Consider the following 24,561-nt stretch of genomic DNA (forward strand, 5'->3'; position numbering starts at 1 on the left):
GCAACGCTAGCGGAAGCGCGCCACCCCCTCCGGCAGCGGCCCCACCTCGGGCAGCGCGAACACTCGGACGGTGGCGGTCGGCCGGTCGATGGCGAAGATCCGCCGGCCCTCCCCGGGCGCGAAGGCGAAGGCCTGGCCCGCGGCATCGATGTCGATCGTCGCCACGTGGACAAGCTCGGGCCCGGCGACGGGGCGGGCCAGCACGTAGAGCTCGGGCCTGGAGTGGCCGAAGAGGTAGAGGAGCCCGTCGGGCCCGATGGCACCTCCCGAGGCCGCCTGCGGCGCCATCCGCGCCCGCACGGCGCGCGGAATGAGCCAGCCGCCGGTCCGGCGGAAGGCGGCATCGGTCGTGACGATCGCGCCGTAGTCCGAGGACCTGAGGGGCACGCCGGTCGCATCCGAGTAGTGGGCGAAGCCGAGAAGCCAGCCCGCGCCGAACGGCTCGGCGAAGGTGAGCGAGCCCTCCTCCATGAGCCCCAGCGAATGGCTCCGCAGGTGGGCAAGCGTCGCCGCCGAGAACCACTCGACCGAGCTTCCCATGGGCACCTCGGGGTGGTTGGAGTTGGCGCACACCAGCTCCGCGCCGGTGACGGTGCAGCTGTTGAGATGCCGGACGAGGCCCCCGCGCGGGCCGGCCCAGCGGGCGACGAGCCCGCCGTCGCTGCGGCGATACTTGCCGATGGCGCTATTGACGACAGCGTAGAAGTGGTCGCGGTCGACGGCGACGCCCTGGCGGGCCTCGGCTGCGGCATAGACCCGTTCGAGCGTGGCGGAAAGGCGCGGCACGGCGCGCTCCGCTGCAGGAGGCGCCGGGTCGGAGGATGCCGGAGGCGGGCTCACGAAGACCCCGATGTGGTTGGCGACCGGCCGCTCGCGCCCCGGCACGCCGGTGTGGATGGGCCGCCCCAGTGCCACCGGCCCGCCCGGCCCGCGCGCCACCATGGCCGCCGAGCCGCCGCCGTCGAGGCTCATGGCCTCGGCCGCGCCGAGCTCCCGGAAGAGCGCCACGAGATCGTCGTGGCTCGCGCCCTCGCTCCAGCCGGGCTGGCGGCCATCGACCACCACCAGCCACAGCCGCCGGCCATCGGCCGAGAGCCCGAGCGCGGTGCGCGGCCCGGCGCCGGGCGCCGGCGGCTCCCGCGGCGGCTCGGCGAGGCGGGTGGCGCCGTGGAACCTGCCGTCGCGCCCCAGCACCGGCCGGGGCACCGCCTGCCCGCCGGCGAGCAGGCGGGGGCCGGCGGCCACTCCCTCGGGGAAGTCGGGCGGGCAGGCCTGGCCCGCCACGATCGCCGCGCGGCCGGGCGCGAAGCACGCCATCGAGTCGACCCGCGCATCAACCTCGTCCGGAGGCGAGACCTCGGCGCCTCCCGCACGCACCGCGCCCGACGCATCCGCCGCCTGGCCCGGCTGGGGCACGAAATCCGAGCCGCCGGGCGATCCGCCGACGAAGGGCAGGAAGTAGCTTGCGTTGACGGCCAGCACCGACCCGCTCTCGAGGAGGTAGCGGCTGACCGTCTTCGCCCGATACTCCATCCCGCCCGAGCGGTCGGCGGGCGTGACGCGCACGGCAAGTCCCGGAGCCCCGAGGTCGACCTCGGCCACGTGGATGGCCATCGGCCGGGGCTGCGCCCGGCGAAACAGGCGGTAGGTGACGCCGGGCGCGATGGCGCAGGGCATGGTCGCACCGACGCAGGCCTCGGCGCCGACCGGCCCCGAGACGGTGCCGCCGCCGCTCGCCGCGAGCGGCGCGGCGCCAAGGCCAAGCGCGACCGCGCCGAGGCAGAGCCGGGTGACGCTCACAGCCCGAACGCGGCGCCGATCCAGAACTGGCGTCCGAACCGGTTGATGTCGCGGGCGATGTCCTGGTTGGGGCCGGTCAGGTTCAGCCGCTCTGCGTTGGTGAGGTTGCGGATCTCGCCGATCACCTCGATCCGCGGCGAGACGCGGATGCGCGCCTGCGCATCCACCTGGTCGAACGGCGCCTCGGTCCGGTCGGCCGCCGGGTTCGAGGCGTTCACCGCGGTCTTGTAGGCGCCGATGTGGGCGTAGCTCACCCGGGCCTGGACCGGGCCGGACTCGTAGAAGATCGCGGCATTCGCAAGAAAGTCCGCCTGGCCGGGCAGCTGGTCGAGCCGGCGGCGGTTGACCGTGTCGCGGATGGTGATGCTGCCGTCGAGCACCGTCAGGTTCCCCTGCGCGCCGAAGTCGGCAAGGAAACCGGGGAGGAACCAGAGCCGGTTCACGATGGCGTTGAGCTCGACGCCGGTGACCTTCGCGTCCTCGGCGTTGCGCGGCTGGTTGACGCTGACGGTGGCGCCATCGATCACCTCGGGGGCAGTGAAGGTGAAGATCTCGTCCCGGATCTTCTTGTGGAAGACGGCGGCGGCAAGAAGGCCGCGGCTCTCGGGGAGGTAATATTCGAGGCTCGCCTCGTAGCTGCCTCCCCGGCGGCGCCTGAGGTCGGGGTTGGAACGGCTGATGGAACCGTCGGCATTGAGGAGTTCTGGCCCGGCAACCTGGTTCGGGTTGGGCCGGCCCACGGCCTGGAAGAAGGCCGCGCGCACCCGGAACCGGTCGGTCACGTCGAAGAAGCCGGTCACCGAGGGCAGGAGATCGTCATAGCCCGAGCGGCGGGTGAAGGGCGTGAATTCGTCCCGCCCGGCGACGGTGCGGCGGGTGAAGCCTGAGGAGCGGGTCGCCGTGTCCTCGAAGCGAAGCCCGGCGATGATCGCGTGCCGCGGGCCCCGGTGCCGCACGAGCCCGTAGGCCGCCGTCACCTCTTCCTTGAAGACCCAGTCGCCGCCGATGCTCTGGCGGTCGCTCGCGACCGGGTCGAAGCGGAACAGACCCGGGTTGGCGCGGAAGAAGGCAAGGAAGCCGTCGAAGTCCACGAAGAGCTGGCGGAAGTTGCCGAAGATGGGCCGGTAGCGGTCGGTCAGGAGGAACTGCGAGAGGAGGAGGTTGGTTCCCGTCGCCGGGTTGTAGAACTCCTGGGTGCGTGCGTTGTCGCGCGTCGTGTCGCGATACTTGAGCCCGGCCCCGAGCCCGAAGCCCTCGTCGCTGCCGCCGGTGTTCCAGCTCCAGTCGAGCTGCCCTTCCAGGACCTCGTCGGTCGAGTCGTCCTTGTAGGGGCGATACTGGGTGAAGCGGTACTGGGCCGGGTCGTCGAAGCGCGGCGTGATGTTCGACGCGATGGGCACGCCGCCCACGAGCGCAAGGTCGAAGGTGGCGGCCGGTGCGAGGAGGTTGAAGGCCACCTCGTTCGAGGGCTCGAGGAACGATGCCCGCGAATAGGAGAGGCGCCCGGCAACGCGGTGCCGGCTCTCGCTCTCCCAGGACATCCGGGCCTGGGCGACGTGGAGCGGCTTGCGGATGGGGAAGTCGTTGAACCGGACGAAGCTTCCGCCCGAGGTGTTGAGAAGCTGCTGCGAATGCCGGAGCTCGTTGTCATCCTGGCTGAAGTAGGTGTAGCTCGCCTCGAGCGCGAGCTCGGGCGAAGGACGGGCCTCGAGCTTCGCGGTTCCGCCGTAGCGGTCCACCGAATTGGGGTAGGTGGACCAGAGCAGGTTGGTGGTGCCGAGCGGCGGCGCGGGCGTCGGGCCGGTCGCGGGCGGCACGGCCTGCGGCAGCAGCCGCTCCTGGTCGCGCCGCTTGCGGCTGAAGCTGCCCGAGAGCGCCAGGCCGAACAAGTCGTCGCGGCCGAAGCGGGTGGTGAGCGTCCCGTCGAAGCGGACGTTGGGGCCATCGTCGCTCCGCCGGCCGAAGCCCTTGCCGGGCACCGCCTGGCTGTCGGAAACGCCGATGAAGACGTTACCGATGACGAAAAGGCCCGGCCGGTCGAAGGCGGAGCGGCTGACGAGATTCACGCTGCCGCCGATGGCATTGCCTTCCATGTCCGGCGTGCGGGACTTCAGCACCTCGAGGCCCGCGACCGCCGTCGAGGGAATCGCCTCCATGTTGAGCTGGCGGTTGCCGCGCTCGGCGGTCGCCATGGTCGCGCCATCGAAGCTGCCGATGGTGAAGCTCGGGTTGAGGCCCCGGATCGAGACATAGCGGCCCTCGTCCTCGTCGAAGACGGTCTGCACCCCCGGAAGCCGCCGGAAGCTGTCGGCGATGTTGTAGTCCGGCTGCTGGCCGATGTCGTCGGACTTCAGGAACTCGGCGACGATTTCGGAGCGGCGCTTGGCGTCGATCGCGCGCTCGTTCTGGGCGCGGAAGCCGGTGACGACGATCTCGGCGGCCTCGACCGCAGCATCGGCCGGGCGGGCGGCTGGCTGCGCCCCCGCCGGAAGCGCCGTGGCGACAAGCGAGGCAGCGGACAGGATGGGAAGACGTGCGGACATGCGGGCCCCCGTTCGAGCGTTGCGGGGGGCCGATAGGACGCGGGCGTGACGCTTTGCTTTCCACGCGCTGACTATTCCGTGACAGGCGGCCGCTTCAGCCCGCCGGCCGGAACCGCCGGGCCATCGCCTCGGCCTGAAACGCCGTAGCCAGAGAGCAGCGGCAGAAGCTGCGCTGCCGCTGCCGGGCAGGCCGCCACCGCAGACGCACCGGGCAGACCGCGCGCGCCGTCAGATGCGGAGCACGGAAAGCGCCTGTTCGCTGGTTTCCGGGTCCGTCCGGCCAGCCATCGCCTGACGGCCGCTCTCGAGCGCAACGAACTCCTCGCAGAGGCGCCAGGCGAACGCGATCACCTGCTCCACCACCACCAGCGTGACTCCGAGTTCGGCCCTGATCCTGCCGAGGGCAGCCCCGATCTCGGCCACGATGCTCGGCTGGATGCCCTCGGTCGGCTCGTCGAGGAGGAGGACGGAGGGGTTGCCCATGAGCGCCCGGCCGATCGCCAGCTGCTGCTGCTCGCCGCCGGAGAGAAGGCCCGCCTTGCGGCCGGCGATCGCTTCGAGGCGAGGGAACAGGCCGAACACATCCTTCGGCCCGAGCCCCGCCCGGCCCGCGAAGCGCCCGGTCTCGAGATTCTCCCTGACGGTCAGATGCGGGAAGACATGCCGCCCCTGGGGAACGAGACCAATGCCAAGGCGGGCCCGGCGATGGGAGCCGAGTGCCGTGATGTCGGTGTCCCCCAGCCACACTCGGCCTGCCACGATGGGGCAGCTGCCGGCAATCGCGCCGATGAGCGTGGACTTGCCCGCCCCGTTGCGGCCGACGATGGCCACGGCACCGCCCGGCGGCACGGCAAAAGAGACGCCGTGCAGCACGTCCGTCTCGCCACGCGCTGCGCGCAGATCGACGACCTCGAGGCCCGCGCCGCTCATGCGGCCTGCCCGAGATAGACCTCGGCCACAGCCGGATCCGCCCGCATCTGGGCGAGCGTGCCCTGGGCGAGGAAGCGGCCCTGGTGCATGACCGTGACGGGGCAGTCGAGCTGCTCGACGAACGCCATGTCGTGGTCGATGACGAGGATGGCGCGCTCCCGGCCAAGGAAGCGCAGGAGCTCGGCAGTGCGACGCGTTTCCTGAGGGCCCATGCCCGCAGTCGGTTCGTCAAGGAGGAGAAGCTCGCCGCCGGTTGCCACCACCATCCCGATCTCGAGCCACTGCTTCTCGCCGTGCGAGAGGGCGCCTGCCGGCACGTCGCGCTGGAGCTCGAGCCCGATCATCTCGAGCACCTCGTCCACAATCTGGGGCCGGTCGGTCGGCCGGCGGGAACGCAGCGCCTTCCACCAGCTCCGGGTGCGGCAGGCGGCAAGCCCGATGTTCTCCGCAACCGTGAGCCCGGCAAGCACGCCAGGCGCCTGGAACTTGCGGCAGATGCCGAGCGCCACGCGCCCGGCCTCATCAAGGCGGACGATATCCCTGCCCTTCCAGAGGATCCGGCCTTCGGTCGGCCGCACACGGCCGATGATGGCGTCGCAGAGCGTCGACTTGCCGGCACCATTGGGGCCGATGAGGACTCGGGTCTCGCCGGGGCCGAGCGTCATGCTGAAGCCGTCGATGGCACGGAAGCCTGCGTAGGAGACGACGAGGCCGTCGACCGCGAGGAGAGGCTCGAGCGGACTCACGGCCGGCGCCGCAGCCGCTGGCCGAGGCCGGCCAGCCCCTCGGGCAGGACGAGGACGCTCAGGATGAAGAGGCCGCCAAGGACGTAGAGCCAGAGGTCGGGAAAGGCGCTCGAGATCCGGTCGCGGGCGAAGTTGACGAGAAGGGCGCCGGCGATGGCCCCGGTGGGCGACAGCCGCCCGCCGACGGCCACCAGCACCACGAGTTCGATCGAGAAGATGATCCCCGCCTGCGCCGGCGAGATGACGCCGGCATGGAGCGTGTGGAGCGCGCCGCCCACGCCGGCCAGCACGGCCGCCGCGACGAAGGCGGCGAGACGCCACGGCAGGGGGTCGTAGCCGAGGAAGCGCATGCGGTTCTCGCCGTCCCGCAGCGCGCGCAGCGCAAGGCCGTAGCGGGACTGAAGTGCGTGGCGGACGGCCAGCCAAGCCGCCAGCAGGAGGAGGACTGTGACGAAGTGCAGGGCCGTACGCGCCTCGCGCGTGGGGAGGTCGACGCCGAGGAAGGTGCGGAAGTCGGTGAGGCCGTTGAACCCGCCGGTTACGGCCTGCCGGCCGATGATCAGCGTCACGAAGGCGAGCGCGAGCGCCTGCGTGAGGATGGCGAAATAGGGTCCGGTCACTCGGCGGCGCAGAAGCGACCAGCCGAGCAGGAGCGCGACGAGCGCCGGAAGCACCACCACGGCCGCAAGCGCAAAGACCGGGCTTTCGAACGGCCGCCACCACCATGGGAGACGTTCAAGACCGCTCCAGACCATGAAGTCCGGCAAGGCCGCGCCGTCGGTTCCCGCGAGCTTCAGGTGCATGGCGAGCGCATAGCCCCCGAGGCCGAAGAACAGCCCCTGCCCCAGGCTGAGAAGGCCGCCATGGCCCCAGAGGAGCACCAGGCCGAGCGCGGCGATCGCGAGCGACAGGAAACGCCCCAGGAGTGCGAGGTCATAGGGGCCGAGGACGGCGGGCATGAGGGCAAGCGCACCGGCCCCGACGAGGATGGCCGCGCGCGGCATCCCCCCGTGTTCGGGCACGAAAAGCCGCGCCGGCTCACGCATCGAGTGCCCGGCTCCGCGTGACGACCAGACCCTCCGGCCGCAGCTGCAGGAACAGGATGACGAAGAGGAGCATCACGAGCTGGGCGATGGCGACATCCACGACGACCTGGGCAAGCGCCGAGACGAGGCCGAGTAGGAGCGCCGCTGCCGCCGTGCCACCGAGGCTGCCGATGCCGCCCAGGATGACGACGAGAAAGGCAGGCACCACATAGGCCTGTCCGACGGTCGGCGTGACCGGACCGAGCAGGGCGAGAAGCACGCCGCCGAGGCCGGCAAGCCCCGCCCCGAGCGCGAAGACGGCAAGCTCCACGCGTCGGACGTCGATCCCGAGCGCTGCCGCCATCATGCGGTCCTGGCTGACGGCGCGAATGGCAAGCCCGAGCCGCGTGTGCCGCAGGGCAAGGTGGAGGACTCCGAGCACGGCTGCGGCGGCTGCCAGGATGAACAGTCGGCTTGCCGGCAGCGCCAGCCCATCCCCGTCGGCGGCGAGGCTCTCGCCTGCCGTTCCCGAAAGCCAGGCCGGCAGGGCCACCTCCACGCCGATCGGCCCGAACAGGTCGCGGGCGAGCTGCTGGAGGATGAGGGCCAGCCCCCATGTCGCAAGCAGCGTGTCAAGCGGGCGCGCCAGGAGATGGCGAACCACGAGCAGATGCACGATCGCCCCGGCTACGGCTGCGCCGACGGAGGCAACGAGCAGGGACACGAGAACCCCGGCGGCTGGCCCGAGGAGCGAGGTCGAAAGGAAGGCGAGGTAGCCGCCGAGCATCAGGAACTCGCCATGGGCCATGTTGATGACGCGCATGAGGCCGAAGACAAGCGCGAGCCCGAGCGCGGCCATCAGGTTGATGGACGCGACCGAAAGGCCGTTGAACAGCTGCGCTCCGATGAGGGCGTCCACGTGCGGCGCTCAGCCCGGGTTGCAGCTCTGCCCGGGAAAGGCGAGCGGGTCGAACGGCTCGGGCATGATGGGGCCGGGCGACGACCAGAGGATCTCGAACTGGCCATCCTGCCGGAGCCTGCCGACATGCGCGGGCTGGACGAGGCTCTGGTTGGCAGCGAAGCGGACCGTGCCCAGAGGGCTGCTGATGCTCTCGATTCCGACGGCGGCCTTGCGCACGACATCGGGCTCGAAGCTGCCTGCGGCCTCGACCGCCGCCTTCCACGCCCACACGTTCAGGTAGCCGTGGGCCATGGGGTCGGAAAGGGTCGCCTTCTCGCCGTGACGCGCGCGATAGGCCTTGATGAAGGCGGCATTCTCAGGGGTGTCAAGGCTCTGGAAGTAGTTCCACGCCGCGTAGCTCCCCGCAGCGACGGCCGGTCCCATGGCCTGGGCTTCCTGCTCGGCAATGGAGAAGGACATGACGGGCAGCTTCGTCGGCGGCAGACCGGCGCCTGACAGCTGCTTGAACAGCGCCACGTTGCTGTCGCCGTTCACCGTATTGAAGACGATGTCCGCCCCCGACGCCCGGATCCGGCTCACGACTCCCGAAAAGTCCGTGCCGCCGAGCGGAACATAGGCCTCGCCCACCACCTCGAGCCCGGCTGCCTCGATGTGGCGCCGCAGGATGAGGTTCGCCGTGCGCGGAAACACATAGTCGGAGCCGACGAGAAAGAAGCGCCGGTGGCCCTGTTCCCTTGCCCAGGCCAGCGCGGGCAGGATCTGCTGGTTGGGCTGCGCGCCCGAATACATGATGTTGCGCGAGCACTCGTTCCCCTCGAACTGGACGGGGTACCAGAGCAGATTGCCGGTGCGCTCGAACACCGGCAGCATCGCCTTGCGGCTGGCCGACGTCCAGCCGCCGAAGACGGTCCGCACCTGATCCTGCTCGATGAGCTTGGCGGCCTTCTGGGCGAAGATCGCGGGATCCGAGGCGCCATCCTCCACCACGGGCCGAATCTTGCGGCCGAGAACCCCGCCCGCAGCATTGATCTCGTCGATCGCAAGGAGGGTCGCGTCACGCACGGCGATCTCGCTGATCGCCATGGTGCCGGAGAGCGAATGAAGGACGCCGACGGCAACCGTCGCGCCGTCATCGGGGCCGGTCGCGCCAGCCGCATCCTTGGCCGTCCGCTCGCCGCAGCCGGCAAGCGCAAGCGCGGCAAGCGCGGCAAGACCCGCCGCCAGCCTTCGCCACGCCTTCGGACCCCGGGCGGACCCTTCTGCCACGAACCTCATGGGCGACCTCCGTCCACGTCTCGTTTCGTCTCGTTTCCGGGAAGAACCCGCGTAGGGAGGGGCAGCCAGAAAGGCACATGCGTCATTTGACGTAGCGGCCCTCCAGCAGGCTGGCGTAGAGACAGGCAGCCGCCTGGCGGGACGGGGCTCCCCGTCGGCGCGCGGACCACCATCCGCGATCCGCAGACGGCAGGCGCGGGGGGCAGGGAGACGGTGTCAGATGGCGTCGCGCGCAACCCCAGAGGTGCAGCAATCGTCGGCCGGGAGCGAGGGCGTGGCTGCTGCTGCCGGCGGCTTGGCGCGGCGCCTCGCTGCCCTTGTGCGCGATCCCTTCGTTCTCTTCCTGCTGCTCGCAACCCTGCTCTTCGCCGCCCACGCCACGCTTGCGGACCGCGACCCGGTCGTCATCACCGCCGAGCTCGAAGCGGCCCTTGCCGAGGAGCGCCAGGCGCTCTCGGGCCGCGCCCCCACGGCCGAGGAGCGCGCCCGTCTCGTCCGCGACCACGTGGCCGACGAACTCCTGTTCCGCGAGGCCGTCGCGCGCGGCTACCACCTGACCGACGGGGCCGTGCGCCGCAGGCTCGTCGACCGGATGCGCTTCGAGATTGGCGGGATTCCGCGGGATCCGTCCGAGGAGGAACTCGTCGCCCACTATGCCGCCAACATTGCGCGCTATCGCTCCGAGCCGCGCATCGCCTTCGAGCACGTGTTCTTCGCACGGCCACCGGCCGAGCCTGCCGTGGTCCTTGCACGACTGCGCGCGGGCGAGACCGTCACTGGGGACGATTTCTGGATGGGTCGGCGCTTTCCGCCCTATGGCGAGAGCATGATCCTCGGCATGTTCGGTCCCGACTTCCTGCGCATCCTGGCGACCGCACCGCAGGGCGAGTGGGTCGGGCCGGTCTCCTCGCCGCGCGGCACGCACTTCGTGCGCCGCTTCGAGAGCGTCCCTCCGTCGCGCCTGGCCTATCCTGACGTCCGCGAGCAGGTGCTCCTTGATCTGCTCGCCGAGGAAGCGCAGCGTGCGGTCGATGCGGAGGTGGAAAAGCTTGCAAGGGTGCACGGGGTGCGCGATGCGCGCTGACGTCATGCTGCGGGCCCTGGCTCTCCTGTTCATCGCCCTGTCGGCCCTCGTGCCCGGGACGGCTCGGGCGGACGGGTTCCTCCACGGCAGCTTCCTGCTGGTCGACGAGCGCGGCGACGGCCGTTACTGGCTCTCCGCCGAGCTGCCCGAAAGCGTGGCGGCACCGGAACAGCTCGGTCTCCCCGACACGTGCCACACGGAGACCACGAGCACGAGGCGCGAGGCCGGCCGCCTCGCGCTCGACTACCGGATCAGCTGCGCCGAGCCGCTCGATGCCGGGGCCATCATCACCGGCAACTGGGGGATCGACGGCGCGCGCTTCGTGACCATCGGCCCATCCGGCCGGTTCGAGCGGGTGCTGACGGCGAGCGACGGCGCCATGGTGCTGCCGGTCGGCGAGCTGGTGGCGGCCCCGCGCGGCGCCGCCGAGCTTTTCCGCGCGTTCCTGTGGCAGGGCATGCTGCACATCTGGCTCGGCTGGGATCACCTGGCCTTCGTCTTCATCCTGTGCCTGCTCGCCCGCGGGCGGCAGCTCCTCTGGCTGGTCACCGCCTTCACCCTTGGCCATTCGGTGACGCTCGTGGCCGCCTTCCTCGAGCTCATTTCCGTGCCCGTCCCGCCGGTCGAGGCCGCGATCGCCCTCTCGATCATGATCATGGCCCGCGAGGCCCTCCTGCTGGGCGGCACGGCGCCCGACGCGTCGCGCCACCGGCGCCAGATGGTCATCGTCGCTGCCTTCGGGCTCCTGCACGGCCTGGGGTTCGCCTCGGCCCTCGGCGAGCTCGGCATCCTCCCTCAGGAACGGCTCGTCGCGCTTGCCGCCTTCAACATTGGCGTCGAGCTGGGGCAGCTTGCGTTCGTCGCCGCAGTGGCCCTTCTTGCACCTTTGCTGCGGGGTCTGGCCGTGGCGCCGGCCCTCCGCACGGCGTCCCTCGTGGCGGTCGGTCTGCTCGGCGCCTGGTGGATGGCGGAGCGTGTCGCGGGCTTCGCGCTGGCCTGAGATAAGAGCCGCGCTCGCCGCCGGAGACCTCGACCGCTGCGCGCGGCGCGCGGCCGCCGCCGTTGCCAGCGACCCGTCGGACGCCGAGGCGCGCTTCCTGCTCGCCATGGCCTTCGTCGAAGGCGGCCGGGTTGCGGCGGCGCGCGATCTTCTGGCGGCTTCGGCATGCCTTGAACCGCACGACCTCGAGATTGCCGCGCAGCATGCACGCGTTCTTCTCATGCTGCGCGAGGAGCCCGCAGCAGAGGCGGAGGCCCGCCGCGCCTGCCGGCTCGAGACCCGAAGCGCCCCTGCCATGGCACTCGACACGCTTGGATGCGTGCTTGCCCGGCTTGGGGATCATGAGGCCGCCCTCCCCCTTTTCGAGGAAGCGGTCCGGCGCGCGCCGCGGGTGCCGGAGTTCCACTTCAACCTTGCCGCCTCCCTGAGCTTCTTCGGCCGGGTTGCCGAAGCACGCCGGGCCTACGAGGCCGTCCTCGCCCTCGCCCCGGGGGACGGTCGCGCCTGGCTCGGGATCACCGCCCTCGGCGAAGCCCGGGAGGATGACCTCCCCCCCCTCGAGGCGGCCCTCGCCTCCGCCCGCGACCCGCTCGAACGGCTGCGGCTGGGCCATGCCCTCGCCCGCCTGCTGCAGGGCCTGGGGCGCGACGCCGAGGCGTTCCGATGGCTCCGCACCGTCAATGACGAGCATCGGGCGCGCATGGGCTTCGACGTGGAGCGTGACGAGCGGCTGGCGTTCGTGATCCGCCGCGCGTTCGAGCGTCCCGACTTCTTCCCGGGCACGAGCAGCCTGCCCGATGCCCCGATCTTCGTCACCGGCCTGCCGCGGACCGGCACCACCCTCGTCGACCGGATCCTCGCCGCCCATCCCGACGTTATCTCCGCGGGCGAGCTCCAGGCCATGCCGGTCTCGCTCAAGCGGCTCGCCGGCACGCGCTCGCGCCACGTGATCGACCCGGAGACGGTGCTGGCCTCTGCTTCGGTCTCCCCACAGGAACTGGGCCAGGCCTATCTGGCCCGCGCGCGGGCGACGCGCGTCGGCCAGGCCCCCCGCTTCGTCGACAAGCTTCCGCTCAACTTCCTCTACATCGGCTGGATCGCGCGCGCGCTGCCGAAGGCCAGCATCCTGTGCCTGCGGCGCAACCCCATGGACAGCATCTGGAGCAACTACCGGCACCTCTTTGCGACCGGTTCGCCCTTCTACGGCTGGAGCTACGACCTCGAGGACACGGCGCGCTACTGGCTGCTGTTCGACCGGCTCATGGGCTTCTGGAAGACGTGCTTCCCCGGGCGGATCCTGGAGATTTCCTACGAGGCGCTCGTGACCGCGCCCGAAGCCGAAGTTGCGCGAATCCTCGCCCACTGCCGCCTGCCGTGGGCAGACAGCTGCCTTGCCTTCCACGAGAATGCCTCGCCGGTGGCAACCCCGAGCGCGCAGCAGGTCCGGCAGCCCTTCTTCCGGAGCGCAATCGGCCAGTGGCGCAAGGTCGAAGCCGAACTCGAGCCAGCTCGGAAGATTCTCGTCGCTGCCGGCGTTCCCGTGTGACGCCCGCGGCGGGCTTCAGAACTGGAATCTGGCCTCGAGACCGTAGGACCGCGGACGCAGAACGGACTTCGAGTAGTAGCGCAGCACCACCCCGTCGTTGACGCCGATCTGTTGGGTCGTCTGGCCGACGGACGTCACCGCATACTTGTTGAGGATGTTGTCTGCCCACAGACCGAAGCTCAGGGAGTCGGTCACGGCGTAGGTGAGCGCGCCCCGATGGACCCAGAAGTCCGGGATCTTCTCGCCGAACCCGCGCGCCCCCACCCGGGTCAGGATGTTGCCGCGATAGGTCGCCGTCCAGTTGAACGTGAGATCATCCCCGTTCGGCAGAGGCGTCGTGTAGGTGGCGCCAACCGCGGCAATGTGCTTCGCGGAACCAGGGAGACGGTCGCCGGTCTTGCCGTCAACCCGGGTTTCGAGGATCCCGTCCCCGTTGAGGTCGGCCGGGTTGATGACGATGATCCCCGGCGCATCCGCCGTGAGGCGCGCGTCGGTCAGACTGTAGCTCGCGTCGATCCTTAGACGATCGGTCGGGGCCGCGCTTGCCTGGAACTCGAGGCCCTTCGAGACCGCTTCCGCCCCGTTCCGGATGATGCCGAGCGCCCCGAACTGCGTGCGGCTGGAGATCTGCACGCCGTCCCAGTTGATGTGGTAAAGCGCGAGCGAGCCCGTCAGCCGCCGGTCGAAGAGCTGGTAGCGGATGCCGAGTTCCTTGTTCTTCGTCTCGTCAGGCCCGAACACGAGCTCGTCGGGCAGCGCGCAGATGTTCTGCACCGAGGTGTCGATGGGCAGAACGCACGGGGGCACGCGGTTCACGCCGCCGATGCGATAGCCGGTCGAATAGGTGAAGTAGGCGAGCAGGTCGTCGCTGAAGCGGTAGGAGGTGTTCGCCTTCCAGACCACGCCGTTGTCATCGGTGCTGCCCGAGCGGATGCGGCTTGGGTCGAACTGGATCAGCGGATAGGGCGTGCGCCGGCGGCCGCCGGGGAGCAGCGGAAGGTCGGTGCCTCCGGTTGCGAACGCGTTGTACTCGAACCACCTGATGCCGCCCGTCACCTGCCACTTCGGCGTGACCTGCCACGTTGCCTCGCCGAAGAGCGCAAGTTCCCGGGTCCTTGTGTTGACGAACGAGATGTACTCGAGGTCGTCCGGACGGAAGGTCACGCCCAGCCACCGCGTGTAGCCGGGCACATATTCGTCGCGCCGGTTGTTCCAGATGAAGCGGTTGAAGAAGAAGCCGGCGGTCCAGCTGATGGGCCCACCATGCGCCGAGACCAGGCGGACCTCCTGGTTGATCTGACGGTAGCGGGTGCGCGGATCGGCGTAGGACGAGAAGCCCGGAAACAGCTCGTAGTCGTAGTCGAGGTCGAGAAGGAGGTCGGTGTTATCGTTGAGGCCGACCAGCCGCTGGCGCGTCAACCCGGTCGAGGACACGAGCTTGGCGATGTCCCCGAGCTCGGCGTTGATCTCGAAGCCGATAAGATGGGTCTCGCGCTCCTGCGGCTCGAGGTAGCGGGCGGCCCGCTCGAACCGTCCGGTGCCGAGCACCCCGGCGCTGTTCGCCTGGAAACCGTCGGTCGTCGTGCGCTGATACGCATAGGTCACGTAGAGCTGGAACCGCTCCGACGACTGGAAGAGGGCCGTTGCCCGCGCGGAGAAGGTGCGCTCGAAGTTGACGTCCTTGAACGAATTGAAGTTGGCCGCGCGCTGCTCTGGCGTGCCGAGCGACAGAGGTGCCGGCTGCGGCAGCGAGACGCCGGGGACCTTGAGCACCACCGGATAGTCGATGAAGCCAGGCTCGAAGAAGTATCCCGCAACCAGCCGAAGCGCGACATGGTCCTGGATGATGGGCGTGTTGACGGCGACCCAGCCCTGGTAGCCGAGATCATCGCTTTCCGCCTGCGCGGTGCCGCGGGCATAGGCTTCGCCAGACACGTTCACCGGGTCGGGCCGGCGCGGCATGTAGCGGATCGCGCCGGCCAGGGTGCCAACGCCATACAGCGTCCCCTGCGGCCCGAGCAGCACCTCCACCCGGTCCATGTCGATGAACTTGAAGTCCTGGTAGAGGGGGATCTCGCCGAGGTAGATGGCAACGCCATTGTCGACGTTGTTGCCGAAGATCCCGGTGCCATCGGCCGAAAGACCCCTGAGCACGATTCGACCCGTGCTGCGTGGGCCGGTGTCGAGGATGGTCACCCCGTTCACGAAGCCCATGAGGTCGCGAATGTCGTCAATCCGCTGCCGCGCAAGCGTCTCGCTGCCGACGGCCGAGATGTTGATCGGGGCGTCCTGGAGCGAGACCTCGCGCCGCGTGCCCGTCACGATGATGAGCCCCTCGTCGGCCGCGGTGGCGGCGGCAGATGCCACCTGCGCCTCGACCGAATCCAAGGGAAAAACGATGGCTGCGGTGCCGAGAAGCAGCGCACGCGCGCCGCGAGGACCAAGTTGCCGGGAAATGCCGCTGCCGAAGCCGTGGATTTTTGCGCTGTTCTGCATGGCGGCAAGCTAGTGCTGCACTGCACCAGGACGGCATGGGGTGTTTGACGTAGCGCTTGGCAGGCCCGCCGGCGCGTGGTAGCGCAGCATCAGGCCCGCCAGCCAAGGAGCGTGGCCGAGCAGAAGGACCGAAGCATGCACACGAACATCGTCATGGCGGCGCTGGTCGTCGCCGGAGCGCTTGCCTTGCCGGCAGCAGCGAACCCCCTCGTCGGCGCCGAGCGCATGGTCGTCCGCGTGGATGACCTTGATCTTGGCACGGCCGCCGGCCAGGCCCGTCTCGAAAGCCGTCTGGCGCGGGCAGCCGATGCGGTCTGCGGCGACCGGGTCCAGCATGTCCACCTGGCGCTCGAACGCCAGGCCGCCGAATGCCGTGCAGCCGCGGTTGCCCGTGCACGCGGGGCACTGCCGGTCGCCGTTGCGGCGCTTGCGGGTCCTTCCGGGAATTAGGGCTGGCGACCCGTCGCGGGCGGCCCCTCGGCGGGACCACATGGCTGCTGCGCCTCGACCACATGGACGAGCCGGTCGAGGGGCATGGTCATGACTGCCTGCCACCGGATCATCGCGTCGCCTGACCGCTGGGCCGGTTCGAGTTCGGCCACGCCGGTCTCCTTGATGCAGTAGCGCAGGCCGGCGCCATCGCGGCGTCGCCTGATCAGGGCTTCGCCGTGCCAGCCGAGTCCTGCCGGCCGAGCGCCAACGCGCAGACTGCCCTGCCCAGGGCTTGCGGAGGTGGCCACCAGAATGCCGTCGACAACGCAGGGGCACGGCGCGCCCGGGCCGGCGAAGTAGGTCACGTCCAGCTCGCGCCGGGCGACACCGAGACGCTCGAGCGCATCCAGACCGATCCGGATCCCGACCGCAATCAGGACGCCGAACCCGCCATGCACCTGCGCGCCATGGGCGATCCAGGTCTCGGGAGAATGGGCAACGACCGGTGCCGATCGGAGGGAGGAGGCCGGAACCGGGAGCGAAGGGACGTCAGGCTCCGCTGCGCTGCCTGGTTGGGCGAGCGCGAGAAACCCTCCGACCGCCACGCTGCGGAGGGCGCGCGCCCACGCGCCAAGGCGCGCGGGCGTCACAGGCGGACCACCATGCCCGCCTGGGCGTTGATGCCAGGCATCGGGTAGCCAGGACGATAGGCATAGCGGGTGTCGGTCAGGTTCTCGACAGCGACGAACAGCTCGAACGGACCGAAGGCACGACCGGCCCGCCCGGAGACGAGGGTGAAGCCGTCAGTCATCACGGCGTTCACCGCTCCGAACGCCCGGCTCTGCGCCAGCACGCGCTGGCGCCCCTGGTGCTGAAGGTCGATCGCGAGCGTCCACGGCCCTGCGCGACCGGTCAGCCCGGCGCTCAGCGCCACGCGCGGCGCGTAGGGCACGGTCTCGGGCTCCGGCCGCAGATGGGTGAGGCCAGCGAAGACCGACCAGTCGGCGCCGAGCCCGACGCTGGCGCTGGCCTCCAGCCCGGAGATCCGTACGCCCCCGCGGTTCACGTAGCGGGGCGGCGGCGGCGGCGGCGGCACGAAGACGTAGCGGTCACGCCCGCGGTCGTCGAACCAGGCGAGGTCAAGGCGCACGGTGGGCGTCTCGTACCTGAACCCCAGTTCCAGGTGATCGACACGTTCCGGCCGCAGATCACGCCAGCTCTGGCCCAGCCCGGGCACGACGGCGGTTGCGAACACCACGACATCGAGGCCAGGGTAGCTGACCCCGCGCGCCCAGTTGACGCGCGCGGACAAGGGGCCGTGCGCGGCCACGAGGCCGAAGAAGGGAGCAGCGGAAGAAGGAAAGTCGGAATGGATGTGGCCACGGATCCCGGCCGAGGGCGTCAGGCGCAGCTCTGCGGCCTCGACCGTCTGGCTGACCGCGGCCCACGGCATGCCGATCGCGAAGGTGGGCGAGACGAAATCCGTGCCCGGGCGACCGATGGGGCGGAACCTCGTCTCTCCGCGAATCCTCTCGTAGTCGAACCCGGCCTCGAGGCTTGTCGTCGGCGCAGGCGTGACCTCGAGCCGCGCACGCAGGCCCGACCCGCGCCAGTCGGTGAGGGTGTCGCCCGTCGTCCCTGCCTGTCGCAGCCAGTGCCCGCGGCCGACCGTGCGATACCCCATCACATCGACGCCGACATGCTCCCCGCGGCGTGACACCGCGCCGGAGAGAAGGTCGACGCCGCTCTCGTAGCGCCCGTTCCTCAGGTCCGGACGGCCTTCGGGGCCGGGGTCCAGCGCGAAGCTTTCGGCGCGCATCCACGTGAGACGAGCCTCGAGCCCCCCCGGAGCCATCCAGCGCCCGCGCACGAGTCCGTTCGCGAGCCTGCCCTCGGCATCCGGCCGGTGCCCCCGGGAACGGACGAAGGCACCGCCCACCAGCCAGTCGAACGGGCCCTCGCGCCCGCGGTTCAGGAGTTCGGTGCGCGCCGTCGCGAAGGCGCCGCCGGCGGCGAGCAGTCGGGTCGCGATGCCGGGCATGGCCTCGTCCTCCGGCACGATCTCGACTGCGGCCACGCCGTTGCCGAAGCGGTGCGGCTGCGGCCCCTTGCGGACCCGGATCTCGCCCGCCGCCTGGATGGGAAGGATGTCCATGAGCGGGTGATTGAAGACCCCCATGTAGACCGGCGCGCCATCGAAGAAGGTCCGGAGATCGGCCCCGGGGCGGCTCTGACCGCGTCCGCGGATGAACACGCCCCCGCCGTCGGCGCCGCCGAAGGCGCCGACCGGATTGTAGCGCGAGATGACCACTCCCGGCGTTCGCCGAAGCGCGGACGGGAGGTCGATGGCATTGAGCGCATCCATCTGCGCGCGACCGACCACCGCGATGGTTGCGGCATGGCCGTCGATGGGCTGATCGGCGAGGATCGGCCGCGGCGCGGTCACCAGGATCTCCTCGCCCCGCTCCGGCTCCTGGGTGGCCGAAGACTGCGGGCCCGCCGAGACCGGCTGCGGCGAGACGAGAGCGATGCCCGCACCGACGAGGCTGCGGACAAGCCGGATCGATGGCGCTGTGCGATGCATGACACGCGGATGAGCATGGCATGCTTGCCTGCTGCCATCCGTCACGCATCCCCTTGACAGGCTGGCGTCAGGCCCAGCGAGGCAGCGCCCGTTCAACCGCCGAGCGTGCGCACGGCGATGGCGGCGGCTGCCGCGCGGGTCTCGACCCCCAGCTTCTCGAAGATCTGCTCGAGGTGCTTGTTGACCGTTCGCGGCGAGATGCCCAGGATCTCGCTGATGACCCGGTTGGGCTTGCCGTAGCTGATCCACAGCAGCACCTGCGCTTCCCGCTGCGTCAGGCTGTGGCGGGCCTGGAGTGTGGCGACCGCGCCGGCCTCGCTTGCGGCTACGAGGCGCACGAGAAGCTCGCGCCCCGAGGAGGGTGCGGACAGGCGGGAGAGCTCCAGGCTGCCGCCGTCATGCGCCAGGCGCACGGTCGCCCGATCGTCGCCCGCAAGCAGGCGCGCAGCGGCATCCGCAACTGCAGGCGGAAGTCCAGGTTGGCCCGAGTCCCAAGACGGATCGATAGCAGCAAGCAGCCGCCCCGCCTCCCGCGTGAGCCACAGCAGCCGCCCTTCTGGCCCCAGGGCCACGAGGTGCCGCCCGGCGATATCGAGCGCGTCGCGGGCCGAGGCCACGGAGCGCGCGTTGGCCAGATGCACCCGGATCCGCGCGCGCAGCTCGTCGAGATGCACCGGCTTGCGGACATAGTCGACCCCGCCAGCCGCAAGGGCGTCGGCCGCGTGCGCACCGTCCTCGAGGCCGGTCAGGAAGATGACAGGGATCGTCGCGCGCGCCGGGTTGCGCTTCAGGCGCCGCGTCGTCTCGAAGCCGTCGAGCCCGGGCATCACGGCGTCCATGAGAATGAGGTCGGGCCGGGCATGCTCCGTCACCGCGAGGGCCGAGGCACCGTCGGTGGCCACGAGCACTGTCATGCCATCCGCCTCAAGCGCAGCCGTCAGCATGCGCAGCGTGTCGATGGCGTCATCGACGAGCAGGATCGTGGCCGGGGCGGCCTCGGGGGTGGCGGTCATGCCCGCTGCTCCGCAAGCAGCGCTTGCCGGATCGCCTGCATGTCGAACCGGTCAAGGTGGCCGCGCAGCTGCTCGGCAAGGAGGCCCGCCTCCGGATGGCGGCGGGCGAGCTCGGCAATCCCGTCGGCGAGCGCGCGCACATGGCCCATGCGGGCCAGCCGGTCGAGGCTCTCGAGATGCGCGGCAAGGTCTTCGCCCATGGCAGGCGGCCGCCGCGGCCCCTGAACGCTGTTCCTTGCCTCCGGGGCGCCCGAGAGAAGCGCCCGCAGCAGGTCGAACGCGACCGGCTTGGTCACGAATGCATCGGCAAGCCCCGAGGCGGCACGCGGGTCGGACTCGGGGTGAACGCCAGAGACGATGATGAGCCGCATGCGCCTGCCGTTCGCCGCGCGCAGAGCCTCGGCAACCTCCCACCCCGAGCCGTCGGGTAGCTGGATGTCGAGAAGCGCAGCATCGAATGGCGTGCCGAGATGCGCCTTCGCGCTCTGGACGTCGGAGGCCGTCGTCACCTCGTGCCCGAGTGCGGCGAGCACCGTCTCGAGAAGGCGGCGCTGGGCGGAGTCATCGTCCACGGCAAGGATCCTGAGCGGCCGGGCTTCGGCCGCAGGGGCAGGTTCAGCAACCCTGCTCTGGCAGGCCGCGCCCGCCACCATGGGAAGCATGAGGCGAAGGACGAAGGTCGCGCCGCCGCCTGGCGTGTCCTCCACGGCCAGCTCACCGCCCATGATGGTGACGAGGGCAGCCGAGATGGCAAGGCCAAGCCCCGTTCCCTGCTGGCGGCGCACCGCAGGATCCGAACCGCGCTCGAACGGCCGGAAGATGCGTTCCCGGTCCTCCGGACGGACGCCGGGACCGGTATCGATCACGCGGAAGATCGCGATCTCGCCACGCCAGCCCACATGGAACCGGACGCTCCCCTCGCGCGTGAACTTGAGCGCGTTGGACAAGAGGTTGATCAGGATCTGGCGGAGCCGACGGTCGTCTCCGCGCACCAGCGGCGGCGGCGGGGACTCCACGGCAAAGACGAAGGCGAGGCCCTTGGCCTCGGCCTGGACGCGGAACATGTCGGCGACCTGCGCGACCAGCCGCGCAAGATCGAAGGGCTGGGGCGCGAGCCGGATCACGCCGCCCTCGATCCGCGAGATGTCGAGCAGGCCATCGAACAGGTTGACGAGATGCTCGGCGCCGTTCCGGATCACCCTGGCGGCCTCGACCGGTTCCACCTCGAGGCGCTGCTCGAGGAGCTGCGCATAGCCCATCACCGCATTGAGCGGGGACCGTGCCTCGTGGCTCAGACTCATGAGGTAGCGACTCTTGGCGAGATTTGCGGCTTCGGCTGCCTCGCGCGCCCGCTCCAGCGCCTTCAGGGTTTCGCCGTGGGCGGCAATCTCCTCGACCAGCCGGTCGATGTGGTGGGCGGTGTCCTCGCGCGCCTTCCGGTGGCCGTCGTGGCTGAGCACAGCGAACCAGGCAACAAGCCCGGCCGGGATGGCGAAGAGGAGGAAGGCCGTGGTGAAGGCGTCATGCGCCGAGGGGTGGAGCAGCCCGGCAAGTGCAAGAAGGCCCGCAACCAGGCCCAGGATCGTGCAGAGGAGCAGGAGGAACCGGGCCACGAGACCGTCGATCCGCGCGACCACGGCGGCAGGCATGATGGTGGCCAGCCACGTCCGGATCTGGTCCCCGGCGCGCGCGCCGGGCCGGCAGGAATCCGCGCAGCGCTGCTCCAGCGTGCAGCAGAGTGAGCAGATGGAGCCGCCGTGGAACGGGCAGCGCAGCGTGTCAGGCTCCTCGTAGGCGCCGCTGCACAGGGCGCAGGTCACCAGATTCGCCCCGCCGCCGCCTGTCGCCGCAGGCCGCCACTCCTCCCGCGCAAGGTACCAGCGCCCGCGCGTGACCCACGCCAGTGCCGGGGCAAGCAGGATCGCCGCCCCAAGCGCAAGGAGCGGCGCGAAGGCCTGGACCAGCGCGCCTCCAAGGCCTGCCCGCGCCCCGGCGCCCAGGAGGATCGCAAGCGCCATGGCGCCGAGCCCGACCGGATTCAGGTCGTGAAGATGGCCCCGGCGGAACTCGAGCGACCGGGGCGCAAGGCCGAGGGGCCGGGCGAGGGCAAGATCGCCGGTGAGCGCACCTACCCATCCGGCCGCGACGATGGCGAAGAGGGCAAGCACGTCGCCAACCGCTTGGAGGATGCCAAGCTGCATGACGAGCAGGGCGAGCGCCACGTTGAACACCAGCCAGACCACCCGGCCCGGGTGGTTGTGGGTGAGCCGGGCGAACACGTTCGACCAGGCGATGGACCCGGCATAGGCGTTCGTCACGTTGATCTTCATCTGGCAGACGAGCACCGTCAGGAGGGCCAGCGGCACCGCGAGCTCCGGCCCGGCGAGCGCGCGGAACACGTGGCTGTACATGGCCATCGGCTCGGTCGCCTGGGAAGGCGGGCTGCCCGAGCCGACGAGCAGCAGCGCCAGCAGGGCGCCGAGCAGCTGCTTCATCGCCGCGATGAGCGCCCACCCGGGCCCTCCGGCAAGCATCGCCGCCCACCAGCGCCGCCGCCCGATGCGCTCGACGGGCGGGAGGAAGCGCAGATAGTCCACCTGCTCGCCGATCTGCGGCAGGAGCGAGAGGAGGATGGAGAGCGAGAGGCCGAACCCGACGAGGCTCGGTGCCGTCTCCTCCCCCAGCCCGGTCCATGCCTTCCACGCCGCAAGCGACGGGCCGTGGAGCGCGAGCCAGAGCACGGGGGCCAACTGCAACACGAGCCAGAGCGGCTGGGTCACGGCATGGAACCCGGAAATGGCCCGCATGCCGTAGGCGACGATGGGAATGACGACGAGCCCCGAGAGGAGCGAGGCGAGCGGCAGCGAAAGGCCGGTCGCGGTGGAGAGGGCGGCCGCCAGGATGCTCGCCTCGAGCGCGAACAGGAGGAAGGTGAAGGTGGCGTAGACGAGCGAGGTGACGGTGGATCCGAGGTAGCCGAACCCGGCGCCGCGAGTCAGCAGATCGATGTCGACGCCGTGGCGGGCGCCGGCCCGGGCGATCGGCAGGCCGGTTGCCATGAAGATAGCGGCTGCCGCGGCAATCGCGAGAAGGGCATTGCCGAAGCCGAAGGCAAGCGCGATGGCCGCGCCGAGTGCCTCGTTCGCGAGGAACGCCGTGCTGCCGATGGCCGTCCCGGCCACGCGCCCTGGCGCGTAGCGACGGGCCGCACTGGCCGTGTAGCGCAGGGCATAGTCTTCCAGCGTGTCGCGGTTGACCCACGCATTGTAGCGGCGCCGTTCGCGCCGCACGCCCGAAGGGCCGACGACGGGGGCGTCCATCTCAGTCGCGCCGGGGCAGCCCGCCCTTCGTCACCACGAAATCGACGATCTCTGCCACCCCCTGGCCCGTCTTGAGGTTGGTGAAGAGGAACGGGCGGTCACCCCGCATCCGACGGGCGTCGCGATCCATCACCTCGAGGCTCGCGCCCACCAGCGGGGCAAGATCGATCTTGTTGATGACGAGGAGATCGGAGCGGGTGATGCCCGGCCCCCCTTTCCGGGGGATCTTGTCGCCAGCGGCCACGTCGATGACGTAGATCGTGAGGTCGGCAAGCTCGGGGCTGAAGGTGGCGGCCAGGTTGTCCCCGCCGCTCTCGACGAGGATGAGCTCGAGATCGGGGAACCGGGCGTTCATCTCCGCGACGGCGGCGAGGTTGATGCTGGCGTCCTCGCGGATCGCCGTGTGGGGGCACCCCCCGGTCTCCACGCCCATGATCCGCTCGGGCACGAGCGCGCCCGAGCGCACCAGGAACTCCGCATCCTCGCGGGTGTAAATGTCGTTGGTGATCGCGGCGATTGCCCAGCGCTCGCGCATGCGCTTGCACAGCCAGTCGGTGAGCGCCGTCTTGCCGGAGCCGACCGGGCCGCCGATCCCGACCCTCAAGGGACTGCCGGTCATGAGCGGAACAGCCGCGAATAAAGGGTTTCGTGGTGCATGCTCCATTCCTCGATGCGGATGCTGCTGATGCCAAGGTCTTCCGGCGCCGTCGCGAGGGCCCGTGCGCCCGCCCGGGAGAGGCAGGGGAACAGGTCGACGAGGGCCTGCTGGCCCTCGGTCTGCCCGAGTGGCACGAGACGGACGCCTGCCGAGACGAGGTTGGCGGCTAGCGCATGCAGGAAGGCCTGGAGCGCCGGGCCAAGCGGCACGCCATGGGCAGCCGCGGCAAGCCCGGCCACCACGGCCAGCGCGACCGGCGCGCCGGCCTGCGCCTCGGCGAAGGCCCGGATTGCCGGGCGGGGATAGGCGGCGAGCAGGATGCCGAGGAGCGCCCTCCCCTGCTGGGCATTCTCCTGCCGCGTCTCGGCCGTCGCGCGGAAGGCGAGCGCGAGCATGTTGAGGTCGGAGAGCCGGGCAGGGTCGGCAACTGCCCGATGCGCCGCAGCGAACAGCACCGCATCGACGAAGCCGCCGCCATGCATGACCACCGCCGCCACGAAGGCGCGAACGCCCGCGCGGTCCCTGACCGAGCCGTCTGCCACCGCCGCCTCGAGGCCCTGGCTGTAGCCAAACGCGCCGATCGGCAGCGCTGGCGACGCCCAAGCCAGCAGCAGGTGAAGCGCGCCGTCAGTCATCGGCGGCATCGTGGCGGCCGTGGCCGTGCTGCCCATGGCCGTGGTGCGCATGGCCGTGGTGGGCATGGCCGTGGTGGGCATGGGCACCCGAGTAGGCCCCACCCTCCGGCTGGAACGGTGCGACCAGGCGCTCGACACGAGCGCCGAGGCCCCGAAGCATCTCCTCGAGCACGTGGTCCGCATGGATCCGGAATGCCTCTGCGCGGAACTCGGCCGGCACGTGGCGGTTGCCGATGTGCCAGGCGAGCCGCGCCAGACCGCATGCATCGGCGGCGCGGACCTCGAGCAGCGGCTCGGCGGCCGCCCGCACGGCGACCATGCGGCCGTCGGCCAGGACCAGACGGCTGCCGTCCACCAGCGGAAGCGGCCGCGGCAGATCGAGCAGGATGTCCGTGCCGCCGTCGGTCCGGAAGGCGTGGCGGCGACGGCTGCGGCGGTCGAAATCGAGGGTGAGAACATCGTCGGCAGGGCCCTCTTCCGGCGGCCGGACGGCAACGACGCGAACCGGTCCTGTCTCCGCCCCCTGCCCTTCGGTCGCCTCGCACATGCCGC

19 protein-coding genes are annotated in these 24,561 nt (G+C 70.7%); 4 read left to right on the forward strand and 15 right to left on the reverse strand.

Annotated elements, in window-relative coordinates:
- Positions 1-6 precede the first annotated feature (6 nt).
- The 7 genes from H3H34_RS04355 to urtA all read right to left on the reverse strand — a co-directional run bounded on the left by H3H34_RS04355 (position 7) and on the right by urtA (position 9,241).
- The gene (locus H3H34_RS04355; protein WP_194743979.1) at positions 7-1,800 is read right to left on the reverse strand and encodes a phosphodiester glycosidase family protein; all 1,794 of its coding nucleotides are present in this window, start codon (positions 1,798-1,800) and stop codon (positions 7-9) included.
- Positions 1,797-4,343, reverse strand: a complete 2,547-nt coding sequence (locus H3H34_RS04360; RefSeq protein WP_194743980.1) for a TonB-dependent receptor — start codon at positions 4,341-4,343, stop codon at positions 1,797-1,799. The genes H3H34_RS04355 and H3H34_RS04360 overlap by 4 nt, the downstream gene beginning before the upstream one ends.
- Before the next feature lie 228 nt (positions 4,344-4,571).
- The gene (locus tag H3H34_RS04365) at positions 4,572-5,273 is read right to left on the reverse strand and encodes an ABC transporter ATP-binding protein (RefSeq protein WP_194743981.1); all 702 of its coding nucleotides are present in this window, start codon (positions 5,271-5,273) and stop codon (positions 4,572-4,574) included.
- Positions 5,270-6,019, reverse strand: a complete 750-nt coding sequence (locus tag H3H34_RS04370) for an ABC transporter ATP-binding protein (RefSeq protein WP_328831203.1) — start codon at positions 6,017-6,019, stop codon at positions 5,270-5,272. Before H3H34_RS04370 ends, H3H34_RS04365 begins: the two co-directional genes overlap by 4 nt.
- Positions 6,016-7,023: an urea ABC transporter permease subunit UrtC gene (urtC, locus tag H3H34_RS04375; RefSeq protein ID WP_194744124.1), complete on the reverse strand. Its 1,008-nt coding sequence runs from the start codon at positions 7,021-7,023 to the stop codon at positions 6,016-6,018. Before urtC ends, H3H34_RS04370 begins: the two co-directional genes overlap by 4 nt.
- Before the next feature lie 34 nt (positions 7,024-7,057).
- Positions 7,058-7,963 (reverse strand): urea ABC transporter permease subunit UrtB, encoded by a 906-nt coding sequence (urtB, locus tag H3H34_RS04380; RefSeq protein WP_194743982.1) that lies wholly within the window; start codon positions 7,961-7,963, stop codon positions 7,058-7,060.
- A 9-nt stretch (positions 7,964-7,972) separates the two neighbouring features.
- Positions 7,973-9,241: an urea ABC transporter substrate-binding protein gene (gene urtA, locus H3H34_RS04385; RefSeq protein ID WP_194743983.1), complete on the reverse strand. Its 1,269-nt coding sequence runs from the start codon at positions 9,239-9,241 to the stop codon at positions 7,973-7,975.
- Positions 9,242-9,515: 274 nt separating this feature from the next.
- Between urtA and H3H34_RS13965 the strand changes: the two genes are divergently transcribed.
- Genes H3H34_RS13965 through H3H34_RS13970 form a run of 3 tightly spaced genes read left to right on the forward strand, consistent with a single transcriptional unit; the run spans position 9,516 to position 12,871 of the window.
- Positions 9,516-10,325, forward strand: coding sequence for a peptidyl-prolyl cis-trans isomerase (locus H3H34_RS13965; RefSeq protein ID WP_194743984.1), 810 nt, complete (start codon positions 9,516-9,518; stop codon positions 10,323-10,325).
- A gap of 4 nt (positions 10,326-10,329) precedes the next feature.
- On the forward strand, positions 10,330-11,325 hold the full coding sequence (locus H3H34_RS13515; protein ID WP_235983258.1) for a HupE/UreJ family protein: 996 nt from the start codon (positions 10,330-10,332) through the stop codon (positions 11,323-11,325).
- Positions 11,300-12,871, forward strand: coding sequence for a tetratricopeptide repeat-containing sulfotransferase family protein (locus H3H34_RS13970; RefSeq protein ID WP_194743986.1), 1,572 nt, complete (start codon positions 11,300-11,302; stop codon positions 12,869-12,871). Before H3H34_RS13515 ends, H3H34_RS13970 begins: the two co-directional genes overlap by 26 nt.
- Positions 12,872-12,886: 15 nt before the next feature.
- Here the strand turns inward: H3H34_RS13970 and H3H34_RS04405 are convergent, their stop codons facing one another.
- The gene (locus tag H3H34_RS04405) at positions 12,887-15,367 is read right to left on the reverse strand and encodes a TonB-dependent receptor (protein ID WP_194743987.1); all 2,481 of its coding nucleotides are present in this window, start codon (positions 15,365-15,367) and stop codon (positions 12,887-12,889) included.
- 135 nt (positions 15,368-15,502) lie between these two features.
- Between H3H34_RS04405 and H3H34_RS04410 the strand changes: the two genes are divergently transcribed.
- Positions 15,503-15,817 carry a UrcA family protein gene (locus tag H3H34_RS04410; protein WP_194743988.1) on the forward strand — a complete coding sequence of 105 codons (315 nt, stop codon included), beginning with the start codon at positions 15,503-15,505 and terminating at the stop codon, positions 15,815-15,817.
- Here H3H34_RS04410 and H3H34_RS13530 read toward each other — a convergent pair.
- The 7 genes from H3H34_RS13530 to ureE all read right to left on the reverse strand — a co-directional run bounded on the left by H3H34_RS13530 (position 15,814) and on the right by ureE (position 24,556).
- Positions 15,814-16,449 carry a formylmethanofuran dehydrogenase subunit E family protein gene (locus H3H34_RS13530; protein ID WP_207790735.1) on the reverse strand — a complete coding sequence of 212 codons (636 nt, stop codon included), beginning with the start codon at positions 16,447-16,449 and terminating at the stop codon, positions 15,814-15,816. The two genes, H3H34_RS04410 and H3H34_RS13530, sit on opposite strands and share 4 nt — an antisense overlap.
- A complete protein-coding gene (locus H3H34_RS04420) occupies positions 16,446-18,383 on the reverse strand; it encodes a TonB-dependent receptor (protein ID WP_194743989.1) in 1,938 nt (645 codons plus the stop codon). The genes H3H34_RS13530 and H3H34_RS04420 overlap by 4 nt, the downstream gene beginning before the upstream one ends.
- A 92-nt stretch (positions 18,384-18,475) precedes the next feature.
- Positions 18,476-19,396: a response regulator transcription factor gene (locus H3H34_RS04425; RefSeq protein WP_194743990.1), complete on the reverse strand. Its 921-nt coding sequence runs from the start codon at positions 19,394-19,396 to the stop codon at positions 18,476-18,478.
- Positions 19,393-22,716: an ATP-binding protein gene (locus tag H3H34_RS04430; RefSeq protein ID WP_194743991.1), complete on the reverse strand. Its 3,324-nt coding sequence runs from the start codon at positions 22,714-22,716 to the stop codon at positions 19,393-19,395. Before H3H34_RS04430 ends, H3H34_RS04425 begins: the two co-directional genes overlap by 4 nt.
- 1 nt (position 22,717) lies before the next feature.
- Positions 22,718-23,335, reverse strand: coding sequence for an urease accessory protein UreG (gene ureG / locus H3H34_RS04435; protein WP_194743992.1), 618 nt, complete (start codon positions 23,333-23,335; stop codon positions 22,718-22,720).
- Positions 23,332-24,090 (reverse strand): urease accessory protein UreF, encoded by a 759-nt coding sequence (locus H3H34_RS04440; RefSeq protein ID WP_235945268.1) that lies wholly within the window; start codon positions 24,088-24,090, stop codon positions 23,332-23,334. Before H3H34_RS04440 ends, ureG begins: the two co-directional genes overlap by 4 nt.
- Positions 24,002-24,556: an urease accessory protein UreE gene (gene ureE, locus H3H34_RS04445; protein ID WP_194743993.1), complete on the reverse strand. Its 555-nt coding sequence runs from the start codon at positions 24,554-24,556 to the stop codon at positions 24,002-24,004. Before ureE ends, H3H34_RS04440 begins: the two co-directional genes overlap by 89 nt.
- Positions 24,557-24,561: the final 5 nt, after the last annotated feature.

Origin of the sequence: Thermaurantiacus tibetensis (genome assembly GCF_015354055.1) — a bacterium.
Taxonomy (GTDB): domain Bacteria; phylum Pseudomonadota; class Alphaproteobacteria; order Sphingomonadales; family Sphingomonadaceae; genus Thermaurantiacus; species Thermaurantiacus tibetensis.